This is a genomic window from Pseudomonas sp. F1_0610, assembly GCF_047470865.1.
Taxonomy (GTDB): domain Bacteria; phylum Pseudomonadota; class Gammaproteobacteria; order Pseudomonadales; family Pseudomonadaceae; genus JAZDRH01.
The window spans coordinates 48,493-74,239 of sequence record NZ_JAZDRH010000010.1; the positions used below are offsets into that span (position 1 = coordinate 48,493).

The window sequence follows — 25,747 nt, forward strand, 5'->3', positions numbered from 1 at the left end:
ATGACCTTACACAGCTTACTCCTATTTGCCTCAACCTGTTTTGTGATCACCTTAATGCCTGGGCCTAATAGCTTTCTTACCCTAAACAATGCGGTGCAACTTGGGTTTAATAAAGCTTGTCTAGCCGGTGCAGGTCGTCTTATTGCCTTTATTGGCATGATTAGCCTTACCGCATTAGGCTTAGCTGCGGTACTAAAAACATCAGAAACGCTTTTTACCTTAATTAAAGTAGCTGGTGCAGGTTATTTGTTTTATCTAGCCATTGTACTCTGGCGCAGCAAAGCTGAGTTGACAGTTAGCTCTAAAAATACCGCCCAACACTCCCTTAAAAAGCTCATTCAACAAGATTTCTGGGTGGCCGTTGGCAATCCAAAAGCTATTCTATTATTTACAGCCCTATTTCCCCAGTTTATGAATACTGAACAACCAGCAAGTTATCAATTTGCCATACTGGGTAGCCTATTTTTATGCTTTGAATGTTTCGCTATTATTGTCTATGCCAGCCTAGGCAAACAGCTAGCGCATTTTCTGACCAAGAGTAAAATACGCCGCTGGTTTAACCGTAGCTGTGCCGCTTTATTTGCTAGTGCTGGTGCTAGCTTACTAGGTAGCAGCCAGGCTTAGTCTAACTGCGCTGTTTTTTGTAAAGATGACATCACTATAGCAGCCACAATTAAGCCCCCACCAACCCACATGCCCAAAGTGGGCGTTTCGGCAAAAATCAGCCATGCCAGAGCAATACTATAAATAGGCTCTAGTGTATAAGCTAAAGCCGCTGTACGTACTTTTACAGCACTTAAACTACGTACAAAAAGCGTATGTGAGATTGCGGTACATAATACGCCTAATAAGGCAATCCAAAACCAATCTAGTGCTTCTACCTGCGCAATACTAAAAGCAGCAAATGGCAGTAAACTTAAAGCAACAATAAAATTCTGCCAACAAGCTGTTTGAGCAGGTTCTACTTTTCCAACATAAGAGCGGCTATTGACCGACAACGCAGAAAAGAGAAAGCCTGAAACAATTGCCCAAAGTAGACCCGTAGTAGCTTGCGATGAAAAATTAAACTCAGGTGTAATTAAAATTAAGCCTATAGATACAGTAGCTATGAGTAACCATTCACGACGCGAAGCTTTTTCATGATAGAAAACGCCTTCCAGCAGCACTGTGAATGCTGGAAAGGCTGCAAAACCTAGCGTAGCAATAGCCACCCCCGCAGACTTGACCGCAATAAAAAAACTAATCCAATGTGCACTTAAAAGTAACCCTCCTAACACCAAACGCCCACGCATCCGCCATGTTTGACGTGGCCAACGATGGCGCAACACAAAACGATAAAACACATAAAGTGCCAGCACAGCGAGCACAGTTCGGCCAAAAACAAGATTGACAGGCCCTGTATCTATCAACTTACCAAAAATACCTGTTAATCCGGCTAGAAAAACAGAAATATGCAATCCAATTAATGCTGAGCTGGACTTCATTGCTGATGTATTCAAAATGACTCTCGATAATCTATTAGTGATGTTTAGATTGTTGTTTGCTAGCAATTTGCCTAGACTGCCATGCTTTACATTATTTTATGAAGAAGAATCTATCAGTCTATGCAACGCGGTATTACCTATGCAGCTATAGCTGGAGCAATGTGGGGCTTTGTGTTTTTAGCGCCTGCATTACTACCTGACTTTAACCCTCTACTGTTAAGCAGTGGGCGTTACCTACTTTATGGTGCTGTCTCCGCGATTATTCTACTCCCTATGGCTAAAGAGCTACTGCCTCGTATTAGCCGCTATGACTGGTGGATGCTGATTAAATTAGCCTTTACTGGCAATATTCTCTACTACATTTGCTTAGCCTTTGCTGTACAGCTGGCTGGCGTGGCTACCGCCTCGTTAATTATTGGTGTACTTCCTGTTACTATCACCCTAATGGGGAGAAAAGAAGCTGACGCTATCCCCTTAAAGCGTATTATCTTACCGCTTATAGTAGTGACGGCCGGCATTCTATGCATCAATATTGAAACTCTATTAAGTAGCCAGGCTGCTAATAACTCAGTAACTGAACGCGCTCTAGGGATTGCTTGTGCTTTCGGTGCTCTCTTTTGCTGGACTCACTTTGCAGCCAGCAATACCCGTTACTTAAAACAAAGTCCATTCACAAGCAGCGAGTGGTCTTCATTATGGGGCGCAGTTACAGGTGCAATCTCTATTATTTTATGGATTGTCGCTATGCAGATCCCTGAGTTCAAGCCAGCAGCCCAGATGCCTAACGAACGCTGGATTATGTTTTGGTGCGTTAACTTAGGAATTGCCGTATTAAGTTCCTGGTTTGGAAACCTAATGTGGAATGCTGCCACACGCCGACTACCAACTAGCCTAGGCGGCCAACTCATAGTATTTGAAACACTCTGCGCGCTGCTTTATGGCTTCATTTATCAGCAGCGTTTACCTAGTGTAATGGAAGCCATTGCCATTATTTTATTAGTCTGTGGCGTACTCTGGACAGTGCGCTGTCACCAGTAAGGTTTTATTTATGAATGATGTAATTCAGCTAAGTGATTTTCCGCATCAATGCCATGAGAAACTGCGTTTTCGCGATACCGATATGCAAGGTCACGTTAATAATAGTGTTTACCTGACGCTATTTGAACAAGCCCGCATCGAAGTTTTATTCAACCAAAATCAACGCTTAGATAAAGAAGGCGCTGTTTTTGTAGTGGCTCATATATCAATGGACTTCCTTAACGAACTGCTCTGGCCTAATGACATAGTGATAGGCTCAAGTATTACTCAATTTGGACGCAGTTCTATGCACTTAACTCAAGCCATCTTCCAAGGTGAAACCTGCATTGCCAAAGCCACAAGTGTAATTGTCTTAATGGATGTGAATACGCGCCGCTCCACACCCTTTTCCGATTTTGCAATAGAACAATTAACCCAGCTACAACAGAAAAAAACATCTTAAAATTGGTGGTAAACAACTTATTTAAAACTAATACCTGTCGTGCTCAAGCACAAAAAACAAATTTAAAAATTTTATAATCGCATTACCGTTAAGCTACTTACTAACTATTTAGTACAAACCTAAAAACTTAAATCTATATTTCTCATTATTAGTACTGCTAAAACCAACTATTAACCAGATTCGCAGGCATCTTTAGCTTAAAAATAAAAATGCCAAATAAAATTCGGCGTTTTTATCATAAATGGCCCTAGAAAATCTAAAAGCTATACTTGTAACCTAAATTAAAATCATATTTATCAAAACGATTACCTGTACTTCCAGTAGCCTCCATAAAGACTGAGTGATTATTGTTAATCACGGTATTTGCTCCGACACCAAACTCTAACCAACTACCACTGAATTTTAAACGTTCCTTATTACCATTTAGCTTATATTTTTGCTCTGCCTCAAACTCATGTGCATAGTTTAATTTGGTGTATAGATTAACTGGCTGCCCTGCAAGCACTGTACTGTAGCCAAAATTACTACCTGCTCGTGCTAACACCGAGTTTTGCTTGTCTAAATCAACCCGTAACCCATTTGAGTTTTTAATCGTACTACTACTGATGCGTCCTACAGATAGTTTAAGATTGGGCTCAACATAAAAACTATCGTTAAACTGATAACGTTTGCCTACTTCTGCTGAAGCTGTTAAGCCATTTGACGTCCCATTACCTTTTACTTTATCACCTAAGCTATCACGAATATCTAGCTTATTTTTATAATGTGAATATTTTAAGTACAAGTCAGCGTACCAATTATTTTCGGTTAAATAGGTCGCATATAAGGTTGCACCATAACTTTTCTGTTTTCCTGACCCTGCCTTATAGTTTTGATCAGATGTCGTATAATGCAAAGCGCTGCCCAGATACCAGGCGGCATCGGCTGTTTGCATTACTTGACCATCCACACCCAGCTGAAAGCCTGAATAGTCCATATCAAAACCTTTCAACTGACGTGATTGGAATGATTTAAACTTACCACCATAAGTACGCACCCAGCTGCCATATTGCAAATTATCTGCCCGCAGCAAACTCATCCGTTGAGTCAAATGCTCTTGTTCTGCCATATTAAGTAGATAATTACCTATAATGGTGCTGCTTACGGAAGCATCTGCACCATTGCTTTTCTCACCCGTAGAATAAAGCTCAAAATCATGGCTAGCAGGATCATTATTTTCTCGCCTTAGGCTGTATAAATAACCGCCAAACTCATATTCATTCATCGCTGTAAAGTTCGCTACTCCATCAGGTGTTTTAATAATAGTCAATCTTTCAGTTCCATTCGTTTTTGCTGATGGCTGGTTCGCGACAGATACAATATGATTACCCGAAGAACTATTTGATACTATAAGATTATCTGCTAGCAGAGCATTATTAAGATCAACTTTAAACTTAAACTCAGTAGCACCTGATAACTTATCAACATTTACTTTAAAATAGTTATCACTTCCAGTAAAGTCAACACTACTATTATCCGTCAACTCTAAATTATTAATATACGAATCATCTGTAGGTCGCCAGACGCTATTTTTACCCTTCCAGCTAATTTCAGAGTTGTTAGTATACTCTATATTCCCTCTAATTATGCCAGCTTCAGTATTTAAAGTAATTATTCCACCTCCAGTAGCTTGAATACCTCCTGTAATATCAACTCTATTTTTTACTTTTATTTCTCCCATATTAGTAGCCAACAAAGCTAACTGATCAGAATCAACTTTTATAAGTGTATTCCCAGTAAAGTCTATTATTGAATTGTTATTCGCATTTGCAGCAGTGGCTTTTTCGCTACCTAAAATACTGATATTGTTAGCCTTTATTAATGCTCCGGTTTTGCTACTCAAAGCATAGCTATCACTACTGCTTCTAAAGCTCAGTGTAACATTATCTAAATCTATACGTGATTTACTTCCTTCAGCCCCAACAGCAAAATAAGAAGGAATATTATTGCCCTGATTTTCTGGCGATGCTACTACTATACTTCCATTTGTAAACTTAATATAAGACTCTCTAGAATTATGATTAACTGCTGACAATGCGGACCCTGACGCAATATTTATACTTCCTTTATCAATTACAGCCTCCCCTTTTATAACAGACACCGCCTGAACAGAGTCACCTGTACTGTAAATATTTAGATTTTCCGCCTTAAATTTATTATTATCATTTTTAGTCTTTTCATCCAGAAGAATAATAATTCCACCTAAGGTTGATGTTCTAATTTTTGCGCCGTCACCTAAGTCAACAAAATTTTCTCCTATGCCTAAATTAATAACTGGATTATTAAATTCACTATTACCTTTAACATCAATAACCAAGTTAGTATTTGCTGTAAATTTTGAGCCATTCTCAACACTAACTGCCGACTTATCTATTCCAGAGATTTTCGTATTGCTTCCTACATCCGCTACTGAGGCATCAGTTAACTTAATACCATAATCTACATTCCCACCAATTGTTAAATCAGTTGCTTTAAGATTCGAATTCTTAGCTAGTATAGCTATTGATTCAGAGTAATAACCAATTGAATCAATACTAATATTTATTGAGCTATTACTTCCCAAGTTTAAATTAGATTTTTCTAATAAAACAGCATTTCCATTCCCATCAACAGTAGCTACATTAATGTTTAATTTATCTGCAGTTACCGATGTATTAGAATTATTATTTTTAATACTTATACCTACAACATCACCTGTACCTTTATTACTAACATCTATAACTGTTCCCGTTCCTAAATGATGACTTAAATTGTCTCCATCAAATTTTATTCCATGGCCCACCTCTGTATAACCATCAGGGTTTTCTACCTGAACAACTAGCGCCCCCTGACCAAGATTAAGCCTATTATTTCCATTACTATTAGAGTGTATGCCAGAGGTGCTACTTATGACCTTATCGCCGGCTACTAGATTAACATTAGAAAGGTCAACCTCTCTATTATAATCAGTTGCATATGCATTTCCTGCTGTTACTGCAGCAATAGCACAGACTAATAAACTCCGTTTCATAGACCCTTACCCTCTATTAAGATTTAGAAAATATTTTATATAGCGATAAATATAAAAAAATCAAATAAAGAACACTCAACAATGACAGAAATCATTATATTGATATTCAAATAATATATAATAGTGATATATAATTATAAATATTATTAACTTTAACTAATACCAATCACCAGATAACTGAACATTCGATGAACAAAATCTACGTCAACCACAAATAGATAAAACAGCTTTGTATACTAAGATGTTTTATAGTTGAAGACGAGGCATGACTTGAGTTCTGTTCAAAGTTTTGAAAGCTGGTGGAATACTATTGGTAGCTGGGTTGAGCAGCCTAATGAGCGACGCGGTGGAAAAAGTGGAGTGCAGATCTTACATCCCAAATCGTCAGACAAATCAACACTTTATAGTAAACGCCAAATTGGACATGATTTTCGCTCCCTACGTTATCCTGGTGCTCGCCCTACTGCATTTAGAGAAAAGCAGGCATTGGAGAGACTGCCGCAACTAGGTATCAATGTACCTGAATTAGTCTACTACGGTGCTGAAAAAAAAGCAGGAGTATGGCATGCGATTTTAGTGACTAAAGCATTAGATGGGTTTATTTCTTTAGATGACTGGTATAAACAAAATATACCCAGCCAAGTAGGTCAACAGCTGCACCTTAAGCTCCTTAAAGCCATTGCCTCAATGCTTGCACGCTTGCATAAAGCTGGCTGGCAACATAATTGCTGCTACTCTAATCATATCTTTGTACGTGTAGATGTCGACAACCAATCAGTAGATTGCGCTTTACTTGATTTAGAGAAGGCACGTCGTCGTTGGGCAGGAAAAAGAGCAGCAAAAAGCGATATGAAGCAATTAAAACGACATCGCGGATTGATGCCTAATTCAGACTGGGAACTATTACTTAGCCACTATCAGCAATGTAACTCAAAAGTAACATTTTAATATAGCCCTTCCTCTGAGCTGTATAATCAATACTGCTCAGAGTAGTTTATTACTTTGACAGACTAATAGTGGATATTTAATTTATTATATTTACAATGTAACATTATTTAAATTTATTTAATATTATTTAACTGATTATTTTTTAGCTCTATACGCTCACAGCGCGCATAGCTCTCAGTTAATAAAACTGGAGATTTGCAAGTTGTTTTTAGTAATACCTGATCTGCCTCTATAAAGAATACTTTTAATCCACAAAAATCTTCATAAAAATTATATTCTGGTAGGCTAAGCCAAGTTTCTTTGGCAGTCTCTTTTTCATGTTCATCTTCTGAAGACCACGTCCAACGCAATTTAAGCTTGAAGTTAGGGTTCCACACTTTAGGAACAACCACATAACCTGTATTATTATTGGCAGAAAATGACTGTATCTTATGCTCAGTTAAATTCCAGCCTTCCATAGGAATGATAACCATTTCATTTCTATCGCGTTCTAAGTCATCATCTCCACTGCAGGCTGCTAAAAGAAACGTGCAGCCTATTGCAAGCCAGTAATTAGTCTTCACTATCTATAACTCCTTAGATAACTACTTTTTAAGTATAACAATCTTGTCCAACCAACACTCGTACAAATGACACAGTTTTGCTATAGACTTAATATCACCTTAACTAGATAAGCCACAGCGTGTTTTGTGATAAAGGTAACTATTTTTCAATCAAAATCTAACTATTACCCATTCTACTTGTCTGATGCATTACCTTTATCAGGCGAGACCTTTAAAGGTTAAGCGGCTAAACACTATGGAACAGAAGATCATCTTATGTGCTTCACAGTTTACAGATTTAGATTTTCTTCTAAAAAAAATCTAGCGTAAATTAGCCTTCTAGCTTGGTGTACAACTGAGCTAAATTTAATTTAAAAATAGGATTTGAATTATGAAAAAATACGCTCTCATTTTAGGCCTAGCTACAGCGGTTTTAGCTCAACCTTCTTTTGCTGCTGAAGTGAAACAAGTTGTTTTTAAGTGTGATCGTGCTATTTCCCTACCTGTTACTTTCGTAAACGACAAACAATCTTTTGCAGTGGTTACAGTAGATGGCCGTCAACTGCTTTTAACTGAATCACCAAGTGGCTCTGGCGCTGTTTATACTTCAGCAGATAAAAATCTACCTTATAGCTTAAGCACAAAAAATGATAATGCTTTTGTAAACTTTGGTGACAGCACCATTCTTGAAAACTGTGTTAGTAAATAAGCACAGTTAAAATAGAGTTACAGCATGTTATTAAATTATTAATAACATGCTGATTGCATATATCCATATAATATTAACATCGAAAATATAATTTTCCTCGACTCGCCTACTTAATGCATAGCTTTGCATTAAATCACCAGGCACCATTTTTATACTATGCCAAACTCATCTGTTCACAACGAAATACAAAAACGTTTACGCACTATAGAAGACGAGCATGATGTAAAAATATTATTAGCTGTTGAGTCAGGCAGTCGCGCTTGGGGTTTTGAGTCAAAAAATAGCGATTATGATGCACGTTTTATCTATGTACACCCTCAAGACTGGTATCTTTCTATTAATATAGAAAGCCAACGCGATGTTATTGAATATCCCATCGTTGATGATATAGATATTAATGGCTGGGACTTACGCAAAGCACTACAATTGCTGCAAAAGTCTAACCCAGGCTTTGTAGAGTGGATACAGTCCCCCATTGTTTATGAATATAAAGGGTCCTTTCATCAAAAAGCCAAAGAATTACTTCCCAAAGTTTATTCTTTAGAGCGTGGGCATTATCATTATTACCATATGGCAAAAAGTAATTTTAAGCAGTGTTTAACAAAAGATTATATACCGCTAAAAAAATATCTTTATACTCTACGCGCATTACTATCTGCGCGTTGGTTAGAGCTTTATCAACAACCCGCTCCTATTGAATTTGCAAGGCTTTGTAGCATTTTACCTAATCAAATCAGTTTAAAAGAATCTCTTAAGCAGCTGGTTCTACAAAAGAAAACTAACTTAGAGCTAGATTTATCACCTTTTATAGAGCCTATTCACTCTTTTATCACTCAAGAGCTCTTACGTGCTGAATCTGTTATCATTAATGATATTTATTCGATTAAAGAAACTGAACCTTTACTGTCTGATTTATTTCGTAGCGTATTAACCGAAGTTTGGAGCTAAATTAAACCATGTTATTTATTAATTACCTACTTCGTTTCATAACGGCCAGCTTAATTTTAGTTTCTACGTATTCATTAGCTAACGTATTTGAGCCACCACTCAGCCTTGTAGAAAAAAGTCCTCAAGCAATTAAAGTAGGCGATGACTCCCTAGAAATAAGATATGCGTTTCTCTATGACCCAGCGCTTAAGCAAGACTTATTTCATTCAGTTCGACTCTATGATAAAGACAATAATCAACTCCAAGTAATTGAGGGTGAAGCATTAAGAAAAAACATGTTTTGGGGCCAGATTGGTAGCACGCCGATAGCGGTGGATATTAATCAAGATGGTTATCTAGACTTAATGGTGAAAGTATCTGCAGGTAGCCTTGGTGAGTTTTACCAAGTCTGGTTATTTAATCCTCAAACATACAGATACCAACAGACATTAGATGAAATTCAAGAGCCTAGAGTTATTGGAAAAAATTTAATTACATCAACTTCTTATTGGCGTCATGAGCCCTATCCCGTATTTTTATCGCTGTATCATATTCTGCCTGATTTTTCTTTTACTGAAACAAGTGCCGAAAGCGTTTTAATTCCGCTACGAAAAGCCAATAAAGGCTATTACTGCCTAGCTATTCCAGAGGCCAATCAAGAAGGTTCTATTCATTATTCGTTGGCCATTGAGCTAAACCGCAATAACCAGATAACCGAAAAATCACTTGCCGCCTTTAATGCATTAAACCTAGGTGAGCGCTGCTACACAGTACTTAGTGATTTAGGTTATCAATTTCCAACTCATAAGCATGCATTACCTTCAATTGGGCTACCTATTTGGCAGTTAACTCAATACAAACTAGTTACTGTTGATCCTAAATGGACTAAAACAGCAACTCAGTTTGAAGACAACACGGGCAAGTCAGTTCATGCTATGAATTGCCCTGTTATTCCTTATATTGATTTAGATGCAAAAAAACTTGAGCACCTGCCATTACCTGCATTTGAGCAACAATCAGCTGAGAACATTAGTGAAGATTCTGGCTACCCTGCAATTTGCACCCCGATTGATGAGCGTTAAAAGCAAGGTAATAGGTCTAAGCAGTGCTTGTATCTTTACTCATTTAACAGCGTTAAGAAGCTAGCCCACATATTATCCAACAACTGTGGCTGAGCGGCTGTTGTGGGATGAATGCCGTCGTTTTGCATTAAATCTGTCTGCCCGGCTATGCCTTCAAGAAAAAAAGGTACTAAGGCAATCTGATGTTTATCGGCCAGCTTTGCGTAAATTGCCTTAAAGCCATCCGTGTAACCTGGGCCATAATTGGGGGGGATTTGCATGCCCAAAAGTAAAACTTTTGCACCTGAGCCTTTGCTTTGCTGGATCATTTGCTCTAAGTTAGCCTCCAGTTTTGGTAAAGCTAAGGCTCTTAAACCATCGTTGCCGCCTAACTCGATAATGACGTAATTTGGTTGATGCTTAATGAGTAATGACTCCAATCGTGCTAAGCCTTGCGCACTGGTTTCTCCACTAATAGACGCGTTAATCACTTTAAAATCGTGACCTTTATCTAGTAAACGCTGCTCAAATAGTGTTACCCAGCCTTTGCCTATTTCAACACCAAAGCCAGCACTGATACTATCGCCCATCACAAGCACTGTTTGGGTCTGTGCTAATGTTGTGGTTATGTAAAATAACCCTAGAAAAGCAGTGATAAACCATTTACGCATTGGAAACTCCATGAGCCGACCGATTTTAAATGTTGAAAACTTGAATAAAGTAGTTTCTACCGCAGAAGGCGACTTAACGCTACTTCATAGTTTGTCTTTTTCTTTAGCGCAAGGCGACTCTTTAGCGATTGTTGGCAGCTCAGGTTCTGGTAAGTCAACGCTGTTAGGCCTGTTAGCTGGCTTAGATCGACCTAGCGCAGGCAGCATAGAACTAGCTGGGCATAAGCTAGAACTCTTAGATGAGGATCAATGCGCCCAAGTGCGTGCTGAGTATGTCGGCTTTGTCTTTCAATCTTTTCAGTTATTAGAAACCTTAACAGCTGTTGAAAATGTGATGCTACCCTTAGAACTGGATGGATTACCCAACCCAAGAGAACAAGCTGAAGCCTTGTTAAAGCGCGTTGGTCTAGATCATCGTTTAAAACATACGCCATTACAACTATCAGGCGGCGAGCAACAACGTGTTGCTATTGCTCGAGCCTTTGCCGCCAAGCCTAAAATTTTATTTGCTGATGAGCCTACAGGCAACTTAGATAGTGTTACTGGCGAGTGTATTCGTGATTTACTCTTTGAATTAAACAATGAACAAGGCGCTACCTTAGTGTTAGTAACACACGACGAACAACTAGCAGCACGCTGCCAGCACCAATTACGCCTTGAAGCAGGTAAACAGATTTAATTATGCGTCAGTCGTTAAAGCAATTAACCTTACTAGCCTTTCGCCAATTGTGGCGTGAACGCCGCTCAAGCGAAGTACGCGTTTTATTTTGGGCCGTTGTTATTGCTGTTGCAGCAAGTAGCGCTATCGGCCATTTTAGTGAACGATTACAAGGCGCTATGCAACAGCGGTCAGGCGAGTTTCTAGCCGCAGATCTTGCTCTAACAGGCACTATTGCCGCTAAAAAAGAACAAAAAGCACTGGCCAATAATCCCGCTATTAAAGCCGCTAAAACAATAGAATTTGCCACAGCTCTGGTTTCAGATAATGGCATTCAACTAGCAAGCGTTAAAGCTGTTAGCCACCATTACCCATTACGTGGACAACTAGAAAGCACTGCTGAGCTCTATGGCGAAGTAGAAAAAGGTTCTGCTCCACAACAGGGAGAAATCTGGTTAGAGGCGCGGCTTATACCTTTATTAGGTATAGAAATAGGTGACTTCTTAGATGTAGGGGCAACTCAGCTACAGGTAACCCGTGTTTTAACCTACGAACCCGATCGTGGCGGCAACTTTAATAGCTTAAGTCCACGGGCACTGATGAATATACAAGATATTCCTGCTAGCCGTGTGATTCAACCAGGTAGTCGCTTAACCTATAACTATTTATGGGCCAGTGAAGATAAAGCACTCATCGACCAGCTTGCACTCCAACTAAAACCAACGCTATTGCCTCAACAACGCATCAAGGATCTTAGTGAAGACAATCAACAAGTAGGTGGTGCTTTAGATAGAGCCGAACGCTATCTTAACCTTGCAAGTCTTGCTGCGATTCTACTTACGGCGGTAGCTATTGCACTATCTGCTAGCCATTTTGCGCGACGCCGTTTTGATCATGCTGCATTACTGCGTTGCTTAGGTTTAGCACGTCGGCAAACTTCTCAATTATTCAGCATGCAAATTATTTTACTAGGTGTTGTTGCCTGTATTATTGGCTCTATATTAGGCATGAGTGCACAGGCCATACTACTGTTTCTACTTAAAGATATGCTGCCTAGCAATCTACCCAGCATGAGCCTGATGCCCAACATCACAGGCAGCAGCATTGGTCTAATCACACTATTAGGATTTGCATTACCCCCGCTGATGGCATTAGGAAAAGTGCCGCCATTACGCGTTCTTCGCCGCGGGCTAGTGCCAACCCCGCTGAGTAGTTGGTTAATTTATGGTAGTGCTTTAGCGGCTGTTACGCTGATTATGTGGCGCTTAAGCCTTGATCTCTGGCTAACTTTTGCCCTGATCGGAGGTATTCTAGCCGCAGGTTTAGTTCTAGGTTTAATCGTTTGGCTGGGTCTTAAAGCACTCCGCAAACGCTTAGCTAATGCAGGGCTAGCTTGGCGTTTGGGTTTTGGGCAATTGCTAGGGCATCCCATTGCAGCTATTGGTCAAACGCTAGCTTTTGGGCTCATTCTTATGGCAATGGCTTTGGTCATTTTACTACGCACTGAATTACTCGGTAGCTGGCAGTCGCAACTTCCTGAAGACGCCCCGAACATTTTTGCTATTAATATTTTAGATAAAGAACAAATCGGCTTTGCAAGTTTTGTTGAAGGTTTTACTGAGAAAAAAGCCAACATGTTTCCCATGTTGCCTGGGCGTTTATCTCAAATTAATGGCAAGCCTGTTAGCCAACATCCTATGGAAGCCAGCGCACACAGTTCTTTAGAGCGCGATCTCAATCTAACATGGACTTATCAACTACCCGCCAGTAATAGCATTGTTGAGGGTCGCTGGTTCAACAAAAACCACGCTAACATTGGCGCTATTTCTGTTGAAGATAAATTTGCCGAACGCTTACATTTAAAACTAGGTGATAGTCTAACCTTTAACTTTGGTAGCGAACAACGAACAGGCACTATTACCAGCTTGCGTAGCGTCGACTGGAATAGCATGCAGCCTAATTTCTTTGTTATTTTTACACCCAATAGCTTAAATGACATTCCCCATACGTGGATGACCAGTTTTTATCTAGCAAAAGGACAAGAGCAAAATTTACTGGCCATTAACCATAATTTCCCAAGTGTTACACTGTTTCAGCTAGATGCTATTTTAGAACAGCTACGTACTATTCTTGGGCAAGTAACATTAGCTGTAGAGTTTGTTTTACTTTTTGTTTTGGCGGCTGGAATTGCCGTATTATTTGCAGGCTTGCAAAGCACGCTAGAGCAACGTATTAGGCATGGCGCTATCCTACGTGCCATTGGTGCGCCTAGTAAGTTACTACAAAAAGCACGCCGCAATGAATTTGCAGTGATTGGCATGACCAGTGGGCTTATCGCTTGGCTAGGTTGCGAGTTAAGTAGCTACTTACTTTACCGCTACGCCTTTGAGTTTGAATGGAACTGGCACCCTTGGCTCATCACACTTCCTCTTTTCGGCGCCATTATTATTACTTGTGCAGGCTTAATAGGAACACGTAAAGCCATTAACTCAAGCCCTATGTTGGTACTTCGTGGCGATAAATAGCGCATAAAAAGAGTGAGCTCAATGGCTCACTCTTCTTTTAAGATAAATCTATGCTTAGCATAATTACTTAGTAGCATTATCTACGTCTTGTTTTAGTAGCCATATAGTGGCAGCTACAGCGGCTGCAACACCAATCCACTTCACAGCATTTGCTGCTCCGCTTTCACTTTTATCAGCCGGTATTTGCGCCTGTAACTGTTTATCAAGATCAATGATATTTACATCTTGTTGCTTCTCTACTAATACCGTATTTTTTACAATTTCAGGCGCATTAATTAAACGTGTTTTTTGTGCATCAAAATAGTAGGTTCGCGTAGGTACACCATCACGTGCCGCCACTGGATAAATTTCTTTTGGAAGAAAGACCTCAAGCTCAGGAGTATGAGCAAAGCCGTAATTTTCCATTAACGCTTTATTCGTTTTAGCATTGAGCTTTTTAGGATCAATATAGAGGATATAAGCACCTACTAACTGTCCTCCTGTGATGGACAACTCAACACGGTTAAAAAACGCATGCTTTGCATAAGGCGTTTTTAAAAATGCCTGTAAATCGGCTATATCGCCATTTTTAAATTGGTAATGATTTTTCTGCCCTACTACATCAATAGTATTTTTACTAATCTGAGCACCCAGTAAGGTATCGCTTTCCACCAAACCCGCTGGAGCACCACCGCCCACCGTTTTACAGCCTGTTACCAGTAGCAGCATAAAAAATACGCATAGCTTTTTCATATCATTACAAACCTATTTTTTCAGAATTATGTAGTTTCAAGGCAAGATTTACAGGTTTTATTCTTTAATTTTCAGTCATTGAAAGCCTTACAATTAAAGCTTAAAAGAGTCAGCATTACTATGAAAAAAACCTTAAACTAGGAATATTTTCGATACAAGGAGTACTTAGATGAAATACCCATTAAGCTTATTGGCCCTAACCCTCACGCTAGCAGGCTGCACTGACCCACAAGAAGCAACCAGCAGCAACTTCAGCAAGTCAATTCAAAATTTTTACAACGGATTACAGCCTGCTATCTGTTTGCCATTACCTCAGAATAAAACTCCCTTTGTTCTGGTAAATAGCAGTTTTGACAAACGCCAAGCGGATATTCTGGTGAAGCTAGGTTTACTTAGCAGCAAGCCTACCCAAGTAGAAGTCAACCAACTATTTGGTTCTGCCATCAAAGAAGGCATGGAATATGAGATGACTAAGGACGGAGAAAAATACTTCGTTGAAGATACTCATACCAATAAGTTCTGCACGGGGCGCTATAGCGTAAAAAATATTGAGAATTTTACTAGCCCTAACCCACATAACGGCATCACTGTATCTTATGTTAATTTCACCTATACCATAGAAGAACTTGCTAAATGGGCTGAGAACCCAGCCATATTAGAGTTTGACGGCAAATTAAAACAACTGCTAGAAGCCCCAGAGCGCAAAGGAAAAGCGACTTTATTATTGACAAATAAAGGCTGGGTACATGAGCAACTCTTCCGCCAGTAATACTGACGACTTGATATAGCCTTAATAAGCCGCTTCTGATGGAGGCGGCTACAGATTCTTAAACAACATTACTCATCTAAACTACTTTTCTTATACGCTATTGATTCTTCTTTGGCACGCTGTAACCATTTCGCAAAATTTGCAACCTCCCCTCTATATTCCCATCCTTCCAATGCAAAAGCATGAATAAAGATCACTCTAGGATCACCTGATATATCATTAGCATCAAAACAAGCAATATCATCAGAATAGTCTATTTTTGCAAAAGGAATTAAGTGCCTAGCAGGATACTGCTTCTTAAGCGCCTGAAACCAAAAATTCATTAACTTCTCAGATTCACACAACATCCACCAAGGTTCTAAATCTATATCCTTAAATTCGTTATTAATAAAATTAATATAATCTGATGAATAGCTAAACTCATTCTCAGATTTATTTTCAATCTGATAAGTATCTTCCATAAAATTTCCAATTTATATAAATAACTTTAAAATAATAGAAAACCCCAACCTTTAATTATTATCTTCTACGACTAAATAATAAATGATTAAATAATCTAAAAAAGGCATTATTTTACATGAATAATAAAAAGGATAAAGCAATGCAATTAACTATTATACCTCGTTTTTCTGAAGTAGACATTATGGGTCATGTATCCAACACAGCTATGCCCGTTTGGTTTGAGCAAGGTCGAATACCTATTTTCAAACTCTTTAGTACAACGGCTAACTTCTCAGATTTAAGCTTAATTTTACGTCGCCAAGAAGTTGAATACCTTGCACAAACCTTTATTGAGCATGAAGTGGTCATTCATACAAAAATCATCAAAATTGGCACATCTTCTATCACTATTGAACACCAAGCTATTCAAAACAATGTACTCGTAGCTACTGGCATTTGCGTTATGGTACATTTTGATTATCAAGCCCATAAAAGCTTAGCTATTCCAGAAGCCCTATGTGCCAGATTAATGAGTCTTAATTAAATAAGACCATTACAACTGCACTAATACTTTTAGATTTAGTGCAGTGCCCACTAAGAATTTCCCTTTATTTAAAGCCTTAGGCAGCCCATAAATTCCCTATAAGGTAAAATCAAGCCAAATAAAAATAGTCTGCTAATCCATTTTATAGGCCGCTACTTTTTAGCCAGCACTTAGGTATACTTTAAAGCTTTATGCAATGGTTATTTTACTCTGTACTTTCGGAGCTTTTATGAGTCGCTATTACCTAGCAAATAAAGCCGCACTACGCACAGAAATGTGCAGCATCACTAAAGCATGACACATGTCTGCAAGTATTAAACATCATAAATAGCCATGTAATTCATATTAATCTTAAAATTAATAATATTTACAGAGCATCTTATAAGAGTGCTGGCACTATTTTCCCATCTATTTCAGTGAAATAAAAACGATATGTAGCTGTATCATTATCAATACGGTTTTTATACAGAAGCGGAGGGAACATAAAGCTCTCTTTACGAACAAATCTAAAAAGTTTTCCATGACTGGCAATTTCTAACTCATAATCATTTTTATCAATGGCAACAGGTTCATAACCATATGCTTTCCAATTTTGTCTAAACATTTCTAAAATTGCATTCCAACGGCGTGATCCTTCACCGGTATAACCTGTATAGCGATCTGTTTCTTGACTTGCTAATGCAAAGATTGCTTCTAGTTTTTTCTCATCCCGTTTCTCTAATGCTTTTTCTATCTCTGCATATGCATTCCATAATCTTGCTCGATTCTCAGGCGTATTTTGGAATGGTTTTGCCTTCATCCAAGAATATATATTAGTGGGATGATTCACTTGTAAGTGTCGCTTTGCCATTATATCGTTATTTACCCAATCAACATCATATGCTTTACTCTCTAAAGATCTCAATGTAGGCATATCAGTTACTGAAGGTTCAGGATATTTTTTACTATCTGCCACCGTAAATTTACCCTCTACATCATAAGATATTCTAAGGTTAAAAACCTCTTTACTACCTTCTTCTCCTGTTATTTTATTTTCTGCCATTGCAGTTATTGTCATTTCACAATAAGAGTCAGAGCCATCTCTTGTTTGTTGAGGAATTTGAAAACCTTCCATCTCAATTGTATTTTCCCCTTCAACTAGCAAAGCACCAATATCATCCCCCCATGTGATATTTTCAGGCTCCCAGCCATCGTTTAATTTTAAGATAGATGCACTAAACATTAATCCATTGATAATAAAAGAGCAGTGCATATTATTAAACCTAAATTGCCCTGTGTAATTAACAGTAGTATTTTCATTACTAAAATGTTCATACTTCCCTTCTCCCTGTGCATTGACGACAAACTGAGAGAAAATAACAAATCCTGCTAAAATAATTTTCTTAAACATTATTTTGATTATCCTAAAATATACTTATAAACCTGCATAACCAAGTCAGGTAAACTTAAAAAATTATTTTACATGAACAATAAAAAAGATAAAGAAGTTCTATCAACTATTATACTCGTTTCCTAAATTAGATATTATGAGGCTGTGCTCAACACAGCTATACCTGTTCGATCTTAGCTATAAGAAGGTGATCATACCAAATCACCAAGCTATTCAAAACAATGTACTCGTAGCTACTGGCATTTGTGTTATGGTACATTTTGATTATCAAGCCCATAAAAGCTTAGCTATTCCAGAAGCCCTATGTGCCAGATTAATGAGTCTTAATTAAATCAAACCATTACAACTGCACTAATAATTTTAGATTTAGTGCAGTACCCACTAAGAATTTCCCATTATTTAAAGTCCTAGGCAACCCATAAATTCCCTATAAGGTAAAACCAAGCCAAATAAAAATAGTCTGCTAATCCATTTTATAGGTCGCTACTTTTTAGCCAGTACTTTTTAGCCAGCACTTAGGTATACTTTAAAGCTTTATGCAATGGTTATTTTACTCTGTACTTTCGGAGCTTTTATGAGTCGCTATCGCCCACCCCGCTCAGCAGGCACTGCATTAATCACTCCAGCAGGTGAAGCAGCACTACGCGCAGAATTGCATGAGTTATGGAATGTCCAACGTCCTAAGGTCACACAATCTGTAAGTGAGGCTGCTGCCCAAGGCGATCGCTCTGAAAATGCTGAATATACTTATGGTAAAAAAATGCTACGTCAGATTGATAGTCGGGTTCGTTTCCTAACTAAACGCTTAGAAAAGCTCCAGGTAGTCACCGAGCGCCCAGCTGATATCAATAAGGTTTACTTTGGCGCGTGGGTTACTTTGGAAGATGATGAAGGCGAAGAAGTACGTTATCAAATTGTAGGGCCTGATGAGTTTGATTTAAAAAAACAACAGATCAGCATTGATGCGCCTTTAGCACGTGCATTAGTTGGCAAAAATTTAGATGCAGAAGTCGTAGTACACACACCAGAAGGCGAAAAAACTTGGTACATCATTGAAATTAGCTACCCAACGTATGAAGATTAAACAACAGTCGAAATTTGACTTCCCTCCCACAGCTTCTATAGTAGCTCCACACACTTGGTTAATAGCTTGATTTTAGAGGCATTTACAGCTGTTTAGCACAGTCTGTTTTGTGTATCTATATAGTAAGCTGACGATGATTTCATGCTTTTTTACGAAATATCGTATCTAACACTTCAATCCTTGCGTCATAGGGTCTAATCTACGCGCATTATCATTACCCAAGGATTTTATTGTGTCGTCCAAGTTGAATTCTTTCTCAGCATTAGGCGGTTTAGTGTATTCCACAGACCAAGGCAAACTTTGCCCTGAGTGCGAGCAACCTATAACACAATGCAAATGCAATAATGATGTGGTACCACAAGGTGATGGCATTGTTCGTATACGCAGCGAAAATAAAGGGCGTGGTGGAAAAACTGTTACAACTGTAGCAGGTGTGTTACTCAAAGAAAGTGAGTTGAAAGAACTCGCCAAAGCCCTCAAAAAACGTTGTGGCGTTGGCGGCTCACTTAAAGATGGGGTGATCGAGATTCAAGGCGATCAGGTTGATTTATTACTGCAAGAACTACAACAACGCGGTTTTACTTGTAAAAAATCCGGAGGCTAGCCTCCGCTCTAAGGAGTATCCATGGCAGTACAGCGCACGCGCAAAAATGATGGCTCTCAATGGACTGTAGCTGATACCCGTAGCATTTACGGGATGAAACACTGGGGCAGCGGGTATTTTCATATCAGTGATGATGGTAAAATACAGGTTACGCCTAATCGAAACCCTAGCCAAAGCATTGATCTTGCCCAACAAATTAAGCGCTTGCAAGCAGCTGGATTACAACTGCCATTGCTTATTCGTTTTCCTGATATTTTACAAGACCGAGTACGTCGCTTAAACGCTGCCTTTCAAGCCAGTATTGAGCACTACGAATACAACAATACCTATACCGCTTTGTACCCTATCAAAGTTAATCAACAAGAAGCTGTTATTGAAAGTGTAATAGCCACTAAAGATGCTGCCATTGGTTTAGAAGCAGGCTCTAAAGCAGAGCTACTGGCTGTTTTAGCTCTTGCACCTAAAGGTAGCACCATCACCTGTAATGGTTATAAAGACCGTGAGTTCATCCGCCTTGCCTTAATGGGGCAGCGTCTTGGCCATAATGTTTTCATCGTGGTCGAAAAAGTTTCAGAAGTGCGCTTTATTATTGAAGAAAGCAAAACGCTCAATGTGCTACCTCAAATTGGCGTGCGTGTGCGCCTATCTTCCCTAGCCTCTAGCAAATGGGCAGACACAGGTGGCGAACGTGCTAAATTTGGTTTATCTGCTGCTCAAGTATTAAGCGTTGTTGACAGTTTTACCCAAGCAGGTATTGCTGACGGTATTCGTCTGTTGCATTTCCACATGGGTTCGCAAATATCCAATCTTGCCGATTACCGTAAAGGTTTACGTGAAGCCATTCGTTATTATGCTGAGTTACGCGCACTGGGTTTGCCCGTTGATCATATCGATGTAGGTGGCGGTTTAGGTGTGGACTATGATGGTACACACTCACGCAATCCTAGTTCTATCAACTATGATATGGAAGACTACGCAGCCGCTATTGTTGCTACAATCAAAGACTTCTGTGATCGTTCTGATCTACCACACCCGCATATTTTCTCTGAAAGTGGACGCGCTATAACAGCGCATCATGCCATGCTAGTAGTACAGGTTACTGATGTTGAACAGCATGATGATCGCATGCCTGAAATCGATCCTGAAGCTGAGCACCCAGAAGCCCTAGAAGAAATTATTGATCTACTCAAAAACGACGAGCCTGATACCGCCGCAGAAAGCTACTGGCGCGCTACACACTTCATGGAAGAGATGTCATCACAATATGCGGCTGGCAAAGTTAGCCTGCAAGAAAAAGCCTTTGCTGAGCAATGTTACTTTGCCCTATGCCGTCGCTTACTTGACCAACTTAAAGCGCGCCAACGCTCACACCGCGTTGTATTAGATGAATTAAACGATAAGCTTGCCGATAAATATATCTGTAACTTCTCTGTATTCCAAAGCTTGCCTGATACTTGGGCTATTGGTCAGATCTTACCTATTCTGCCACTACAACGCTTAGAAGAAGAACCAATGCGCCGCGCTGTTTTACAAGACTTAACCTGTGACTCAGACGGTAAAATTCGCCAATATGTTGACGAACAAAGCATAGAAACCAGCTTACCAGTGCACGAACTGCGTGAAGGCGAGGACTATTTATTAGGTATTTTCTTAGTGGGTGCCTATCAAGAAATTCTTGGTGATATGCATAACCTTTTTGGCGATACCGATTCAGTGAATCTGTACCAAAAGGAAGACGGCTCTGTTTTCCATTCAGGTATCGAAGAGCATGACACCATCGAAGATATGCTTCGTTATGTGCATTTAGTGCCTGAACAACTGATGACGCATTATCGCAACAAGGTCGCCAACGCTGATTTAACTAGCTACGAACGCTCAATGTACCTAGATGCATTACGCCTAGGTCTAACGCGCTCATCTTACTTAACGCCTTAAGCATAAAACCCCCACTAAATGAACTACTCCAAAAAAGTTGGGCTAACTTTTCGGGGGAGTTTAAAAGTGTAGTTTTTTAGTTCAAGCATCAGACACAAAAAAGCCCATGAAAACATGGGCTTAAATATCATTTAATGCCAACTAGCAGCTGGTGCTAACCTGAGATCATTCCCACTCAATTATAAATAAAGTTAATTTTCACTTTAAAAACAACTAGTTAAAAACCGATTAAATACTAAAGCCATGAAAAATACCACGTTTCATTTTTTACCTTGAGAAGCACGCTCTGCACACTCTTGTTTGTGTCGAGCCATGGCGTCGGATACAGTTTCCCCCTCTCGTAATCCGTACAACTCTCTAGCGTTAGTCGTTGAAATAAAAACAGGCAAGTCAACACTCGGACCATCATCCAAGAAGGCCGGCACGGAAATCTTTTGGTTCTTCATCTCACCTCCTCGGGAGACCTGGACTGAATAAAGCCAGTTACTTGCTCATGCAATCTTTGCGTAATCATTGTCTATCAAGCCTACGATAATATCTGCGTTGATTGTTAGCAGGATCAGTCCAACAAAAACAATCGGCAAGCGCGTCCACACTTTGCAGAACGCCAAGCATGGCATAGGCGTTAAAAGGATTTCCCACGCCCGTCTCATAATGACTGACATAATTTGCCATTATCGACGGCATGTGATGGTTTCGAAGATCGGTTATCTGTTGAACAGAGAGCACGCAGCATCCAGCTGCTTCATACAGCGAGACTGCTGCCGTGATCGCATCCACATATGTAGAAAGCGTGCGCTTGTCGCCCCGCGTCGCATAATCTGGCGGCACGGGAATCTCCAAACGGGTAATGATCTGCCCTAGTTTGTACTCGAGGTACTGACGGACAAACGGCTCTCCAATATCAAGCTGTCCGGCATTCAGATATTGTTCTGCCTGTGCCTTCAGACGATCCGCTTGTTGCGCCGCAATCATCAGCCGTCCTCGGGGCGGCATGCCTTGCAGTTTCTGGTGGTTCCACTCCTGCGTGCCATTGAGCCTGTCAAAATACTTCTCAAGGCTCGTATCATGACTAAGGATGATGAATTGCAGGCCACCAGGTAGCCCGTTTGGTGCTCCATAGCGAAGCTTTGTCCGAATCGTATCCATCAAGCTGAACTGATGCCCAGCATCAAAACTTGAGGTCACATCGTCAAGCACCATGAATCGCGGCACGCCTTGGTGTCGGGTAGCAGCCGCCATGAAGATAGAAGCTGCGACCGCATTGCGGTAACTTTCCGATAAGAGCGCACGTGCACTTTGGTCGGGAAGTCCAAAGAAATCGGCGAGTTTCAAATCCACTTGCTCTGTATTTTGAGCACGATTTAACATCGGTCGCACGTCCGGACCTCCGCGCATCAGACTCCCAAAAAGATCCTGACCACTAGCCTGAATATCTGTAATGCGTGTATTGGCCAGCACGCTTTCGGCCGTTGCGAATTGCCCGGCCATGTTCGTGATAAAGGTTTTCCAGCGATTGAGTTTGGCAAGCTTCGCCCGTTTGGCATCCAGCGCTGGAAGTGCTACCTCATATTCCGTCATAGCGTCGCGGAATTGCTTAGCCTGTCCGAGGGTACGAGTGACAGCAACAAGCGAGGGAGGTAAGCTGGCTTGCAGTGTCGTAATCTCGGCATTGACCTCCGCAATTACATCCACCCTTTTTTTCTCCAGCACGTCGAGCGCAACCTTTGCGCGCTCCAGATCCGCCGTTGAAACTGATGACTGGCGTGCAGCCAGCATCAGGGTCGGCGCGATACGATCGACGTCGTCAATGCCAAGGCGTGCTTGCTCTTCGAGTTGGCGGAGCTTGCCGATACATCCCGCATTCTGCACCTGTCGCTTCAGCTCTGCGTCAAGTTGTTCGGCCTCATCATACAAGGCGATTTTAGCTTCCAGTTGATCCCGAAGCGGCCCATCACCGGCCTTCTCGCAGACGGGGCAAACCTTAGGGTCGTGCCAATCCGCACTGTTCACGACAGTCAGGGCGTCTTTGAGCAAGGCGTGCAAGCTGGCGGCACCGACCTTGCGCATAGCGTCGTCGCGCACCTTAGCCGCAGCCACCAATGCGTCGATCTCCGCAAGGTCAGCCGCCGAGACTTGCAAGCCAACGAAAGTTGTGACGGCATTATTAAGGCCATCAAGGTTTTTTCGGGCTGCGCCGCCTTCCTCCTGGTCAACAATCTTTTCAGCGGCGTCAAAGTCGAGGTCCATCACTGAGGTGTTGGCAAGTAGTGGCGTGAAAAGAGATATCCCCTCCAGCCCGGCCGTCACCTGTGCTTTCAGCACAGCGGTATCCGCCATCTGACCACCAGCCTGGCCGGTTACTTCCTGATGCGCAGCGAGAATGCGCTGCTCAGTGCTCACCAACAAGCGGTTATTGGCAGTAACTTCACCCTCAAGTGTGGACAATCCGAGATCGTTGTTGATATTGCGAGTGTGTTTGGCTCCATCGAGCGCTTGCCGAAGTTGGGAGTAGCGGCTCATGCCAACCAATGAAGCGAAGGAACGTCCACGCTCCAGCGCCGAGCAGTCCACAAGGGATGCGAAACGTGGATAATCGACGAGCACGAAATCTTCGCAAAGATCAGCAAGGAATCGGCCTGGATCAGCATGACCTGAAGGCGAAGTAACGATCCTATCGCTCGCCGGCGTTCGGGTTACGGTGATCGACACATCAGGCGTACCGTCATCACTTCTGAAAACAAGGGCAATCGTCGCCTGTTGCGCCGGATGGAACTTGTTGACGATGTAACTTCCGCCCTGCTCGGCATCCTGCATTCCCTCTAGGCGCGGCACCGTGCCGTGCAGAGCGAAGTGTAACGCCTCAAAGATAGAGCTTTTTCCGTGTCCATTGGGCGCATGCACGGAATTAACAGCATCGTGTTTAAATTTCAAGATGAGCGGATCGCCATCATTGTTGATGCCGCGAAACCCCTCAATAGAGGCGGAGGCGAGAAAATATCTACTCATACAGCTGGCCCTTCTGGCAAGTTGTCAAGCGCGGCAAGAACCGCCCGATTGAACTCCTGAACAGCCTGACGAATATTATTCCCATCACCATCGCGCATAAGTAACGTCAAGTTTTCGAAAAGAATATGAGCACAATCAGCATCAATGCGCTCCGCTTCCGCCCGGAAACGAGCAAGGTTGTCCGAAAATGATAGTCCTGGATCGAATTCCATACCCTTCCCCTTTAATTGCCTCTCTTAAAAGTCATAAAAGTGACTCTAAATGATTCATTTTCTTTCAAATTTGTAGTTATGCTAACACTCGTAGAAAGTTTCGACGAGCCAGAGAACCAGTACCATCTTAATTTGGCTATCACGCGAGAGGCCACTATCGCAAGGTTTGAGCATAAATAGAGGAACAAGCATGGAAAATACAAATCAGCAAGAGAAAAGCGCGTTGACCGACACAGCAGCAAAACCATCCAAGTCACGCTATACACTGCGCGAGTTGCTGGACGAGGCTGAAGTCGCTGGCGTATACCCATTGCTGTCAGAAGAACGTGAATGGATCGATGCTCCACCTGTAGGCCGAGAATGGCCCAATGATGAGCAATAAAAAGGCGACCATTGGCCGCCTTTCTTCATTTGCGCATTTACTCAAAACACCATTAGCCACATGCTTGACGTAGGGTTCTCATAGCTTCCTGAAAATCTGCCTTGGTCGCCCGGCCCGTTTCGGCCTGGTAGTACACCACCATGAAAGCGTTAACGACGGCTTCGGCCAATGGCCCCAAGCTCTGCGCTGCGGCCTGGTCTATGTACTCCAGAGAAGCAAGAATGTGGGCGGCCTGATGCACTACTTGCCCGGCTTCGATAATATGTTGTGTTGTCATGATTCACCTCTCCAATAGGTGTTGATTGAAAGTGCCGGGCTGGCCACAACCAGCCCGGTGCGCCTCACAAGTACAGCCCCGCCGCTTCCGCGAATGCCGACCGCTGATTACTGCCTCCCTTGGCCTCGATGCGTACCGGCTTGGCTTCAAGCTCTCGCATAGGGTCTGGCCGTGCGACAAAAGCCGCCGCTTCCGCCTCTCTATCAACCTCGGTCGATTGGTCGCCCAGCGGCGAAAAAAACGCTTGGCCAGCTTCTTCCCTTGGCGTTTCATCCAGGGCCGTCAATGCGGCCATGTAAGGTGTTGTCATTGGT

General features: G+C 41.2%; 27 protein-coding genes. 15 read left to right on the forward strand and 12 right to left on the reverse strand.

Features of this window, described 5'->3' with window-relative positions; all coding sequences use genetic code 11:
- Positions 1-624 carry a LysE family translocator gene (locus VQ643_RS07580; RefSeq protein ID WP_414198941.1) on the forward strand — a complete coding sequence of 208 codons (624 nt, stop codon included), beginning with the start codon at positions 1-3 and terminating at the stop codon, positions 622-624.
- Here the strand turns inward: VQ643_RS07580 and VQ643_RS07585 are convergent.
- A complete protein-coding gene (locus tag VQ643_RS07585) occupies positions 621-1,484 on the reverse strand; it encodes a DMT family transporter (protein WP_414199032.1) in 864 nt (287 codons plus the stop codon). The two genes, VQ643_RS07580 and VQ643_RS07585, sit on opposite strands and share 4 nt — an antisense overlap.
- A gap of 120 nt (positions 1,485-1,604) precedes the next feature.
- Between VQ643_RS07585 and VQ643_RS07590 the strand changes: the two genes are divergently transcribed.
- Together VQ643_RS07590 and VQ643_RS07595 are read left to right on the forward strand one after the other, a co-directional pair.
- Positions 1,605-2,522, forward strand: a complete 918-nt coding sequence (locus VQ643_RS07590) for a DMT family transporter (RefSeq protein ID WP_414198942.1) — start codon at positions 1,605-1,607, stop codon at positions 2,520-2,522.
- Between the two features lie 10 nt (positions 2,523-2,532).
- Entirely contained in the window at positions 2,533-2,964 is a 432-nt protein-coding gene (locus VQ643_RS07595; RefSeq protein ID WP_414198944.1) for an acyl-CoA thioesterase, read from the forward strand.
- 256 nt (positions 2,965-3,220) lie between these two features.
- On the opposite strand, the gene VQ643_RS07600 is transcribed toward VQ643_RS07595, so the two are convergent.
- Entirely contained in the window at positions 3,221-6,013 is a 2,793-nt protein-coding gene (locus VQ643_RS07600) for an autotransporter outer membrane beta-barrel domain-containing protein (protein ID WP_414198946.1), read from the reverse strand.
- A 270-nt stretch (positions 6,014-6,283) separates the two neighbouring features.
- Here VQ643_RS07600 and VQ643_RS07605 point away from each other — a divergent pair, with 270 nt between their 5' ends.
- Positions 6,284-6,961, forward strand: coding sequence for a lipopolysaccharide kinase InaA family protein (locus tag VQ643_RS07605; protein WP_414198948.1), 678 nt, complete (start codon positions 6,284-6,286; stop codon positions 6,959-6,961).
- Positions 6,962-7,074: 113 nt separating this feature from the next.
- Here the strand turns inward: VQ643_RS07605 and VQ643_RS07610 are convergent, their stop codons facing one another.
- Entirely contained in the window at positions 7,075-7,524 is a 450-nt protein-coding gene (locus VQ643_RS07610; protein ID WP_414198949.1) for a DUF3304 domain-containing protein, read from the reverse strand.
- A 370-nt stretch (positions 7,525-7,894) separates the two neighbouring features.
- Here VQ643_RS07610 and VQ643_RS07615 point away from each other — a divergent pair, with 370 nt between their 5' ends.
- From VQ643_RS07615 to VQ643_RS07625, 3 genes are all read left to right on the forward strand, one after another.
- Positions 7,895-8,212 carry an MliC family protein gene (locus tag VQ643_RS07615; protein ID WP_414198951.1) on the forward strand — a complete coding sequence of 106 codons (318 nt, stop codon included), beginning with the start codon at positions 7,895-7,897 and terminating at the stop codon, positions 8,210-8,212.
- A 156-nt stretch (positions 8,213-8,368) separates the two neighbouring features.
- Entirely contained in the window at positions 8,369-9,160 is a 792-nt protein-coding gene (locus VQ643_RS07620; protein ID WP_414198952.1) for a DNA polymerase beta superfamily protein, read from the forward strand.
- A gap of 8 nt (positions 9,161-9,168) precedes the next feature.
- Complete coding sequence (locus VQ643_RS07625; protein WP_414198954.1) at positions 9,169-10,221, forward strand: FG-GAP repeat protein; 1,053 nt, start codon at positions 9,169-9,171, stop codon at positions 10,219-10,221.
- A 35-nt stretch (positions 10,222-10,256) separates the two neighbouring features.
- Here the strand turns inward: VQ643_RS07625 and VQ643_RS07630 are convergent, their stop codons facing one another.
- Positions 10,257-10,871 carry an arylesterase gene (locus VQ643_RS07630; RefSeq protein WP_414198955.1) on the reverse strand — a complete coding sequence of 205 codons (615 nt, stop codon included), beginning with the start codon at positions 10,869-10,871 and terminating at the stop codon, positions 10,257-10,259.
- A 10-nt stretch (positions 10,872-10,881) separates the two neighbouring features.
- On the opposite strand from VQ643_RS07630, the gene VQ643_RS07635 reads away from it, so the two are divergent.
- Positions 10,882-11,550 (forward strand): ABC transporter ATP-binding protein, encoded by a 669-nt coding sequence (locus VQ643_RS07635; protein ID WP_414198957.1) that lies wholly within the window; start codon positions 10,882-10,884, stop codon positions 11,548-11,550.
- Positions 11,550-14,054 carry an ABC transporter permease gene (locus tag VQ643_RS07640; RefSeq protein WP_414199033.1) on the forward strand — a complete coding sequence of 835 codons (2,505 nt, stop codon included), beginning with the start codon at positions 11,550-11,552 and terminating at the stop codon, positions 14,052-14,054. Before VQ643_RS07635 ends, VQ643_RS07640 begins: the two co-directional genes overlap by 1 nt.
- A 63-nt stretch (positions 14,055-14,117) precedes the next feature.
- Here the strand turns inward: VQ643_RS07640 and VQ643_RS07645 are convergent, their stop codons facing one another.
- Positions 14,118-14,786: a hypothetical protein gene (locus VQ643_RS07645; protein WP_414198959.1), complete on the reverse strand. Its 669-nt coding sequence runs from the start codon at positions 14,784-14,786 to the stop codon at positions 14,118-14,120.
- 169 nt (positions 14,787-14,955) lie between these two features.
- Between VQ643_RS07645 and VQ643_RS07650 the strand changes: the two genes are divergently transcribed.
- Positions 14,956-15,555, forward strand: a complete 600-nt coding sequence (locus VQ643_RS07650) for a hypothetical protein (protein WP_414198960.1) — start codon at positions 14,956-14,958, stop codon at positions 15,553-15,555.
- Positions 15,556-15,623: 68 nt separating this feature from the next.
- On the opposite strand, the gene VQ643_RS07655 is transcribed toward VQ643_RS07650, so the two are convergent.
- Positions 15,624-16,016 (reverse strand): hypothetical protein, encoded by a 393-nt coding sequence (locus tag VQ643_RS07655; RefSeq protein WP_414198962.1) that lies wholly within the window; start codon positions 16,014-16,016, stop codon positions 15,624-15,626.
- A gap of 140 nt (positions 16,017-16,156) precedes the next feature.
- Here VQ643_RS07655 and VQ643_RS07660 point away from each other — a divergent pair, with 140 nt between their 5' ends.
- On the forward strand, positions 16,157-16,540 hold the full coding sequence (locus VQ643_RS07660; RefSeq protein ID WP_414198964.1) for an acyl-CoA thioesterase: 384 nt from the start codon (positions 16,157-16,159) through the stop codon (positions 16,538-16,540).
- A 379-nt stretch (positions 16,541-16,919) separates the two neighbouring features.
- Here VQ643_RS07660 and VQ643_RS07665 read toward each other — a convergent pair whose 3' ends face one another.
- The gene (locus VQ643_RS07665; RefSeq protein ID WP_414198966.1) at positions 16,920-17,930 is read right to left on the reverse strand and encodes a hypothetical protein; all 1,011 of its coding nucleotides are present in this window, start codon (positions 17,928-17,930) and stop codon (positions 16,920-16,922) included.
- Between the two features lie 574 nt (positions 17,931-18,504).
- On the opposite strand from VQ643_RS07665, the gene greB reads away from it, so the two are divergent.
- The 3 genes from greB (at position 18,505) to speA (ending at position 21,553) form a co-directional block, all read left to right on the forward strand.
- Positions 18,505-19,014 carry a transcription elongation factor GreB gene (greB, locus tag VQ643_RS07670; protein ID WP_414198968.1) on the forward strand — a complete coding sequence of 170 codons (510 nt, stop codon included), beginning with the start codon at positions 18,505-18,507 and terminating at the stop codon, positions 19,012-19,014.
- 232 nt (positions 19,015-19,246) lie between these two features.
- On the forward strand, positions 19,247-19,618 hold the full coding sequence (locus VQ643_RS07675) for a translation initiation factor Sui1 (RefSeq protein ID WP_414198971.1): 372 nt from the start codon (positions 19,247-19,249) through the stop codon (positions 19,616-19,618).
- A gap of 21 nt (positions 19,619-19,639) precedes the next feature.
- Entirely contained in the window at positions 19,640-21,553 is a 1,914-nt protein-coding gene (gene speA, locus VQ643_RS07680; protein ID WP_414198973.1) for an arginine decarboxylase, read from the forward strand.
- Positions 21,554-21,813: 260 nt separating this feature from the next.
- Here speA and VQ643_RS07685 read toward each other — a convergent pair whose 3' ends face one another.
- The 3 genes from VQ643_RS07685 to VQ643_RS07695 all read right to left on the reverse strand — a co-directional run bounded on the left by VQ643_RS07685 (position 21,814) and on the right by VQ643_RS07695 (position 24,774).
- Complete coding sequence (locus VQ643_RS07685) at positions 21,814-21,999, reverse strand: hypothetical protein (protein WP_414199036.1); 186 nt, start codon at positions 21,997-21,999, stop codon at positions 21,814-21,816.
- A 64-nt stretch (positions 22,000-22,063) separates the two neighbouring features.
- Positions 22,064-24,562, reverse strand: coding sequence for an AAA family ATPase (locus VQ643_RS07690; protein WP_414198975.1), 2,499 nt, complete (start codon positions 24,560-24,562; stop codon positions 22,064-22,066).
- Positions 24,559-24,774, reverse strand: coding sequence for a hypothetical protein (locus VQ643_RS07695; RefSeq protein ID WP_414198977.1), 216 nt, complete (start codon positions 24,772-24,774; stop codon positions 24,559-24,561). Before VQ643_RS07695 ends, VQ643_RS07690 begins: the two co-directional genes overlap by 4 nt.
- Positions 24,775-24,964: 190 nt before the next feature.
- Here VQ643_RS07695 and VQ643_RS07700 point away from each other — a divergent pair, with 190 nt between their 5' ends.
- Positions 24,965-25,156, forward strand: coding sequence for a hypothetical protein (locus VQ643_RS07700; protein ID WP_414198978.1), 192 nt, complete (start codon positions 24,965-24,967; stop codon positions 25,154-25,156).
- A gap of 52 nt (positions 25,157-25,208) precedes the next feature.
- Here the strand turns inward: VQ643_RS07700 and VQ643_RS07705 are convergent, their stop codons facing one another.
- On the reverse strand, positions 25,209-25,433 hold the full coding sequence (locus VQ643_RS07705; protein WP_414198980.1) for a type I toxin-antitoxin system ptaRNA1 family toxin: 225 nt from the start codon (positions 25,431-25,433) through the stop codon (positions 25,209-25,211).
- A gap of 64 nt (positions 25,434-25,497) precedes the next feature.
- Positions 25,498-25,743 (reverse strand): hypothetical protein, encoded by a 246-nt coding sequence (locus VQ643_RS07710; RefSeq protein WP_414198981.1) that lies wholly within the window; start codon positions 25,741-25,743, stop codon positions 25,498-25,500.
- Between the last annotated feature and the right edge of the window lie 4 nt (positions 25,744-25,747).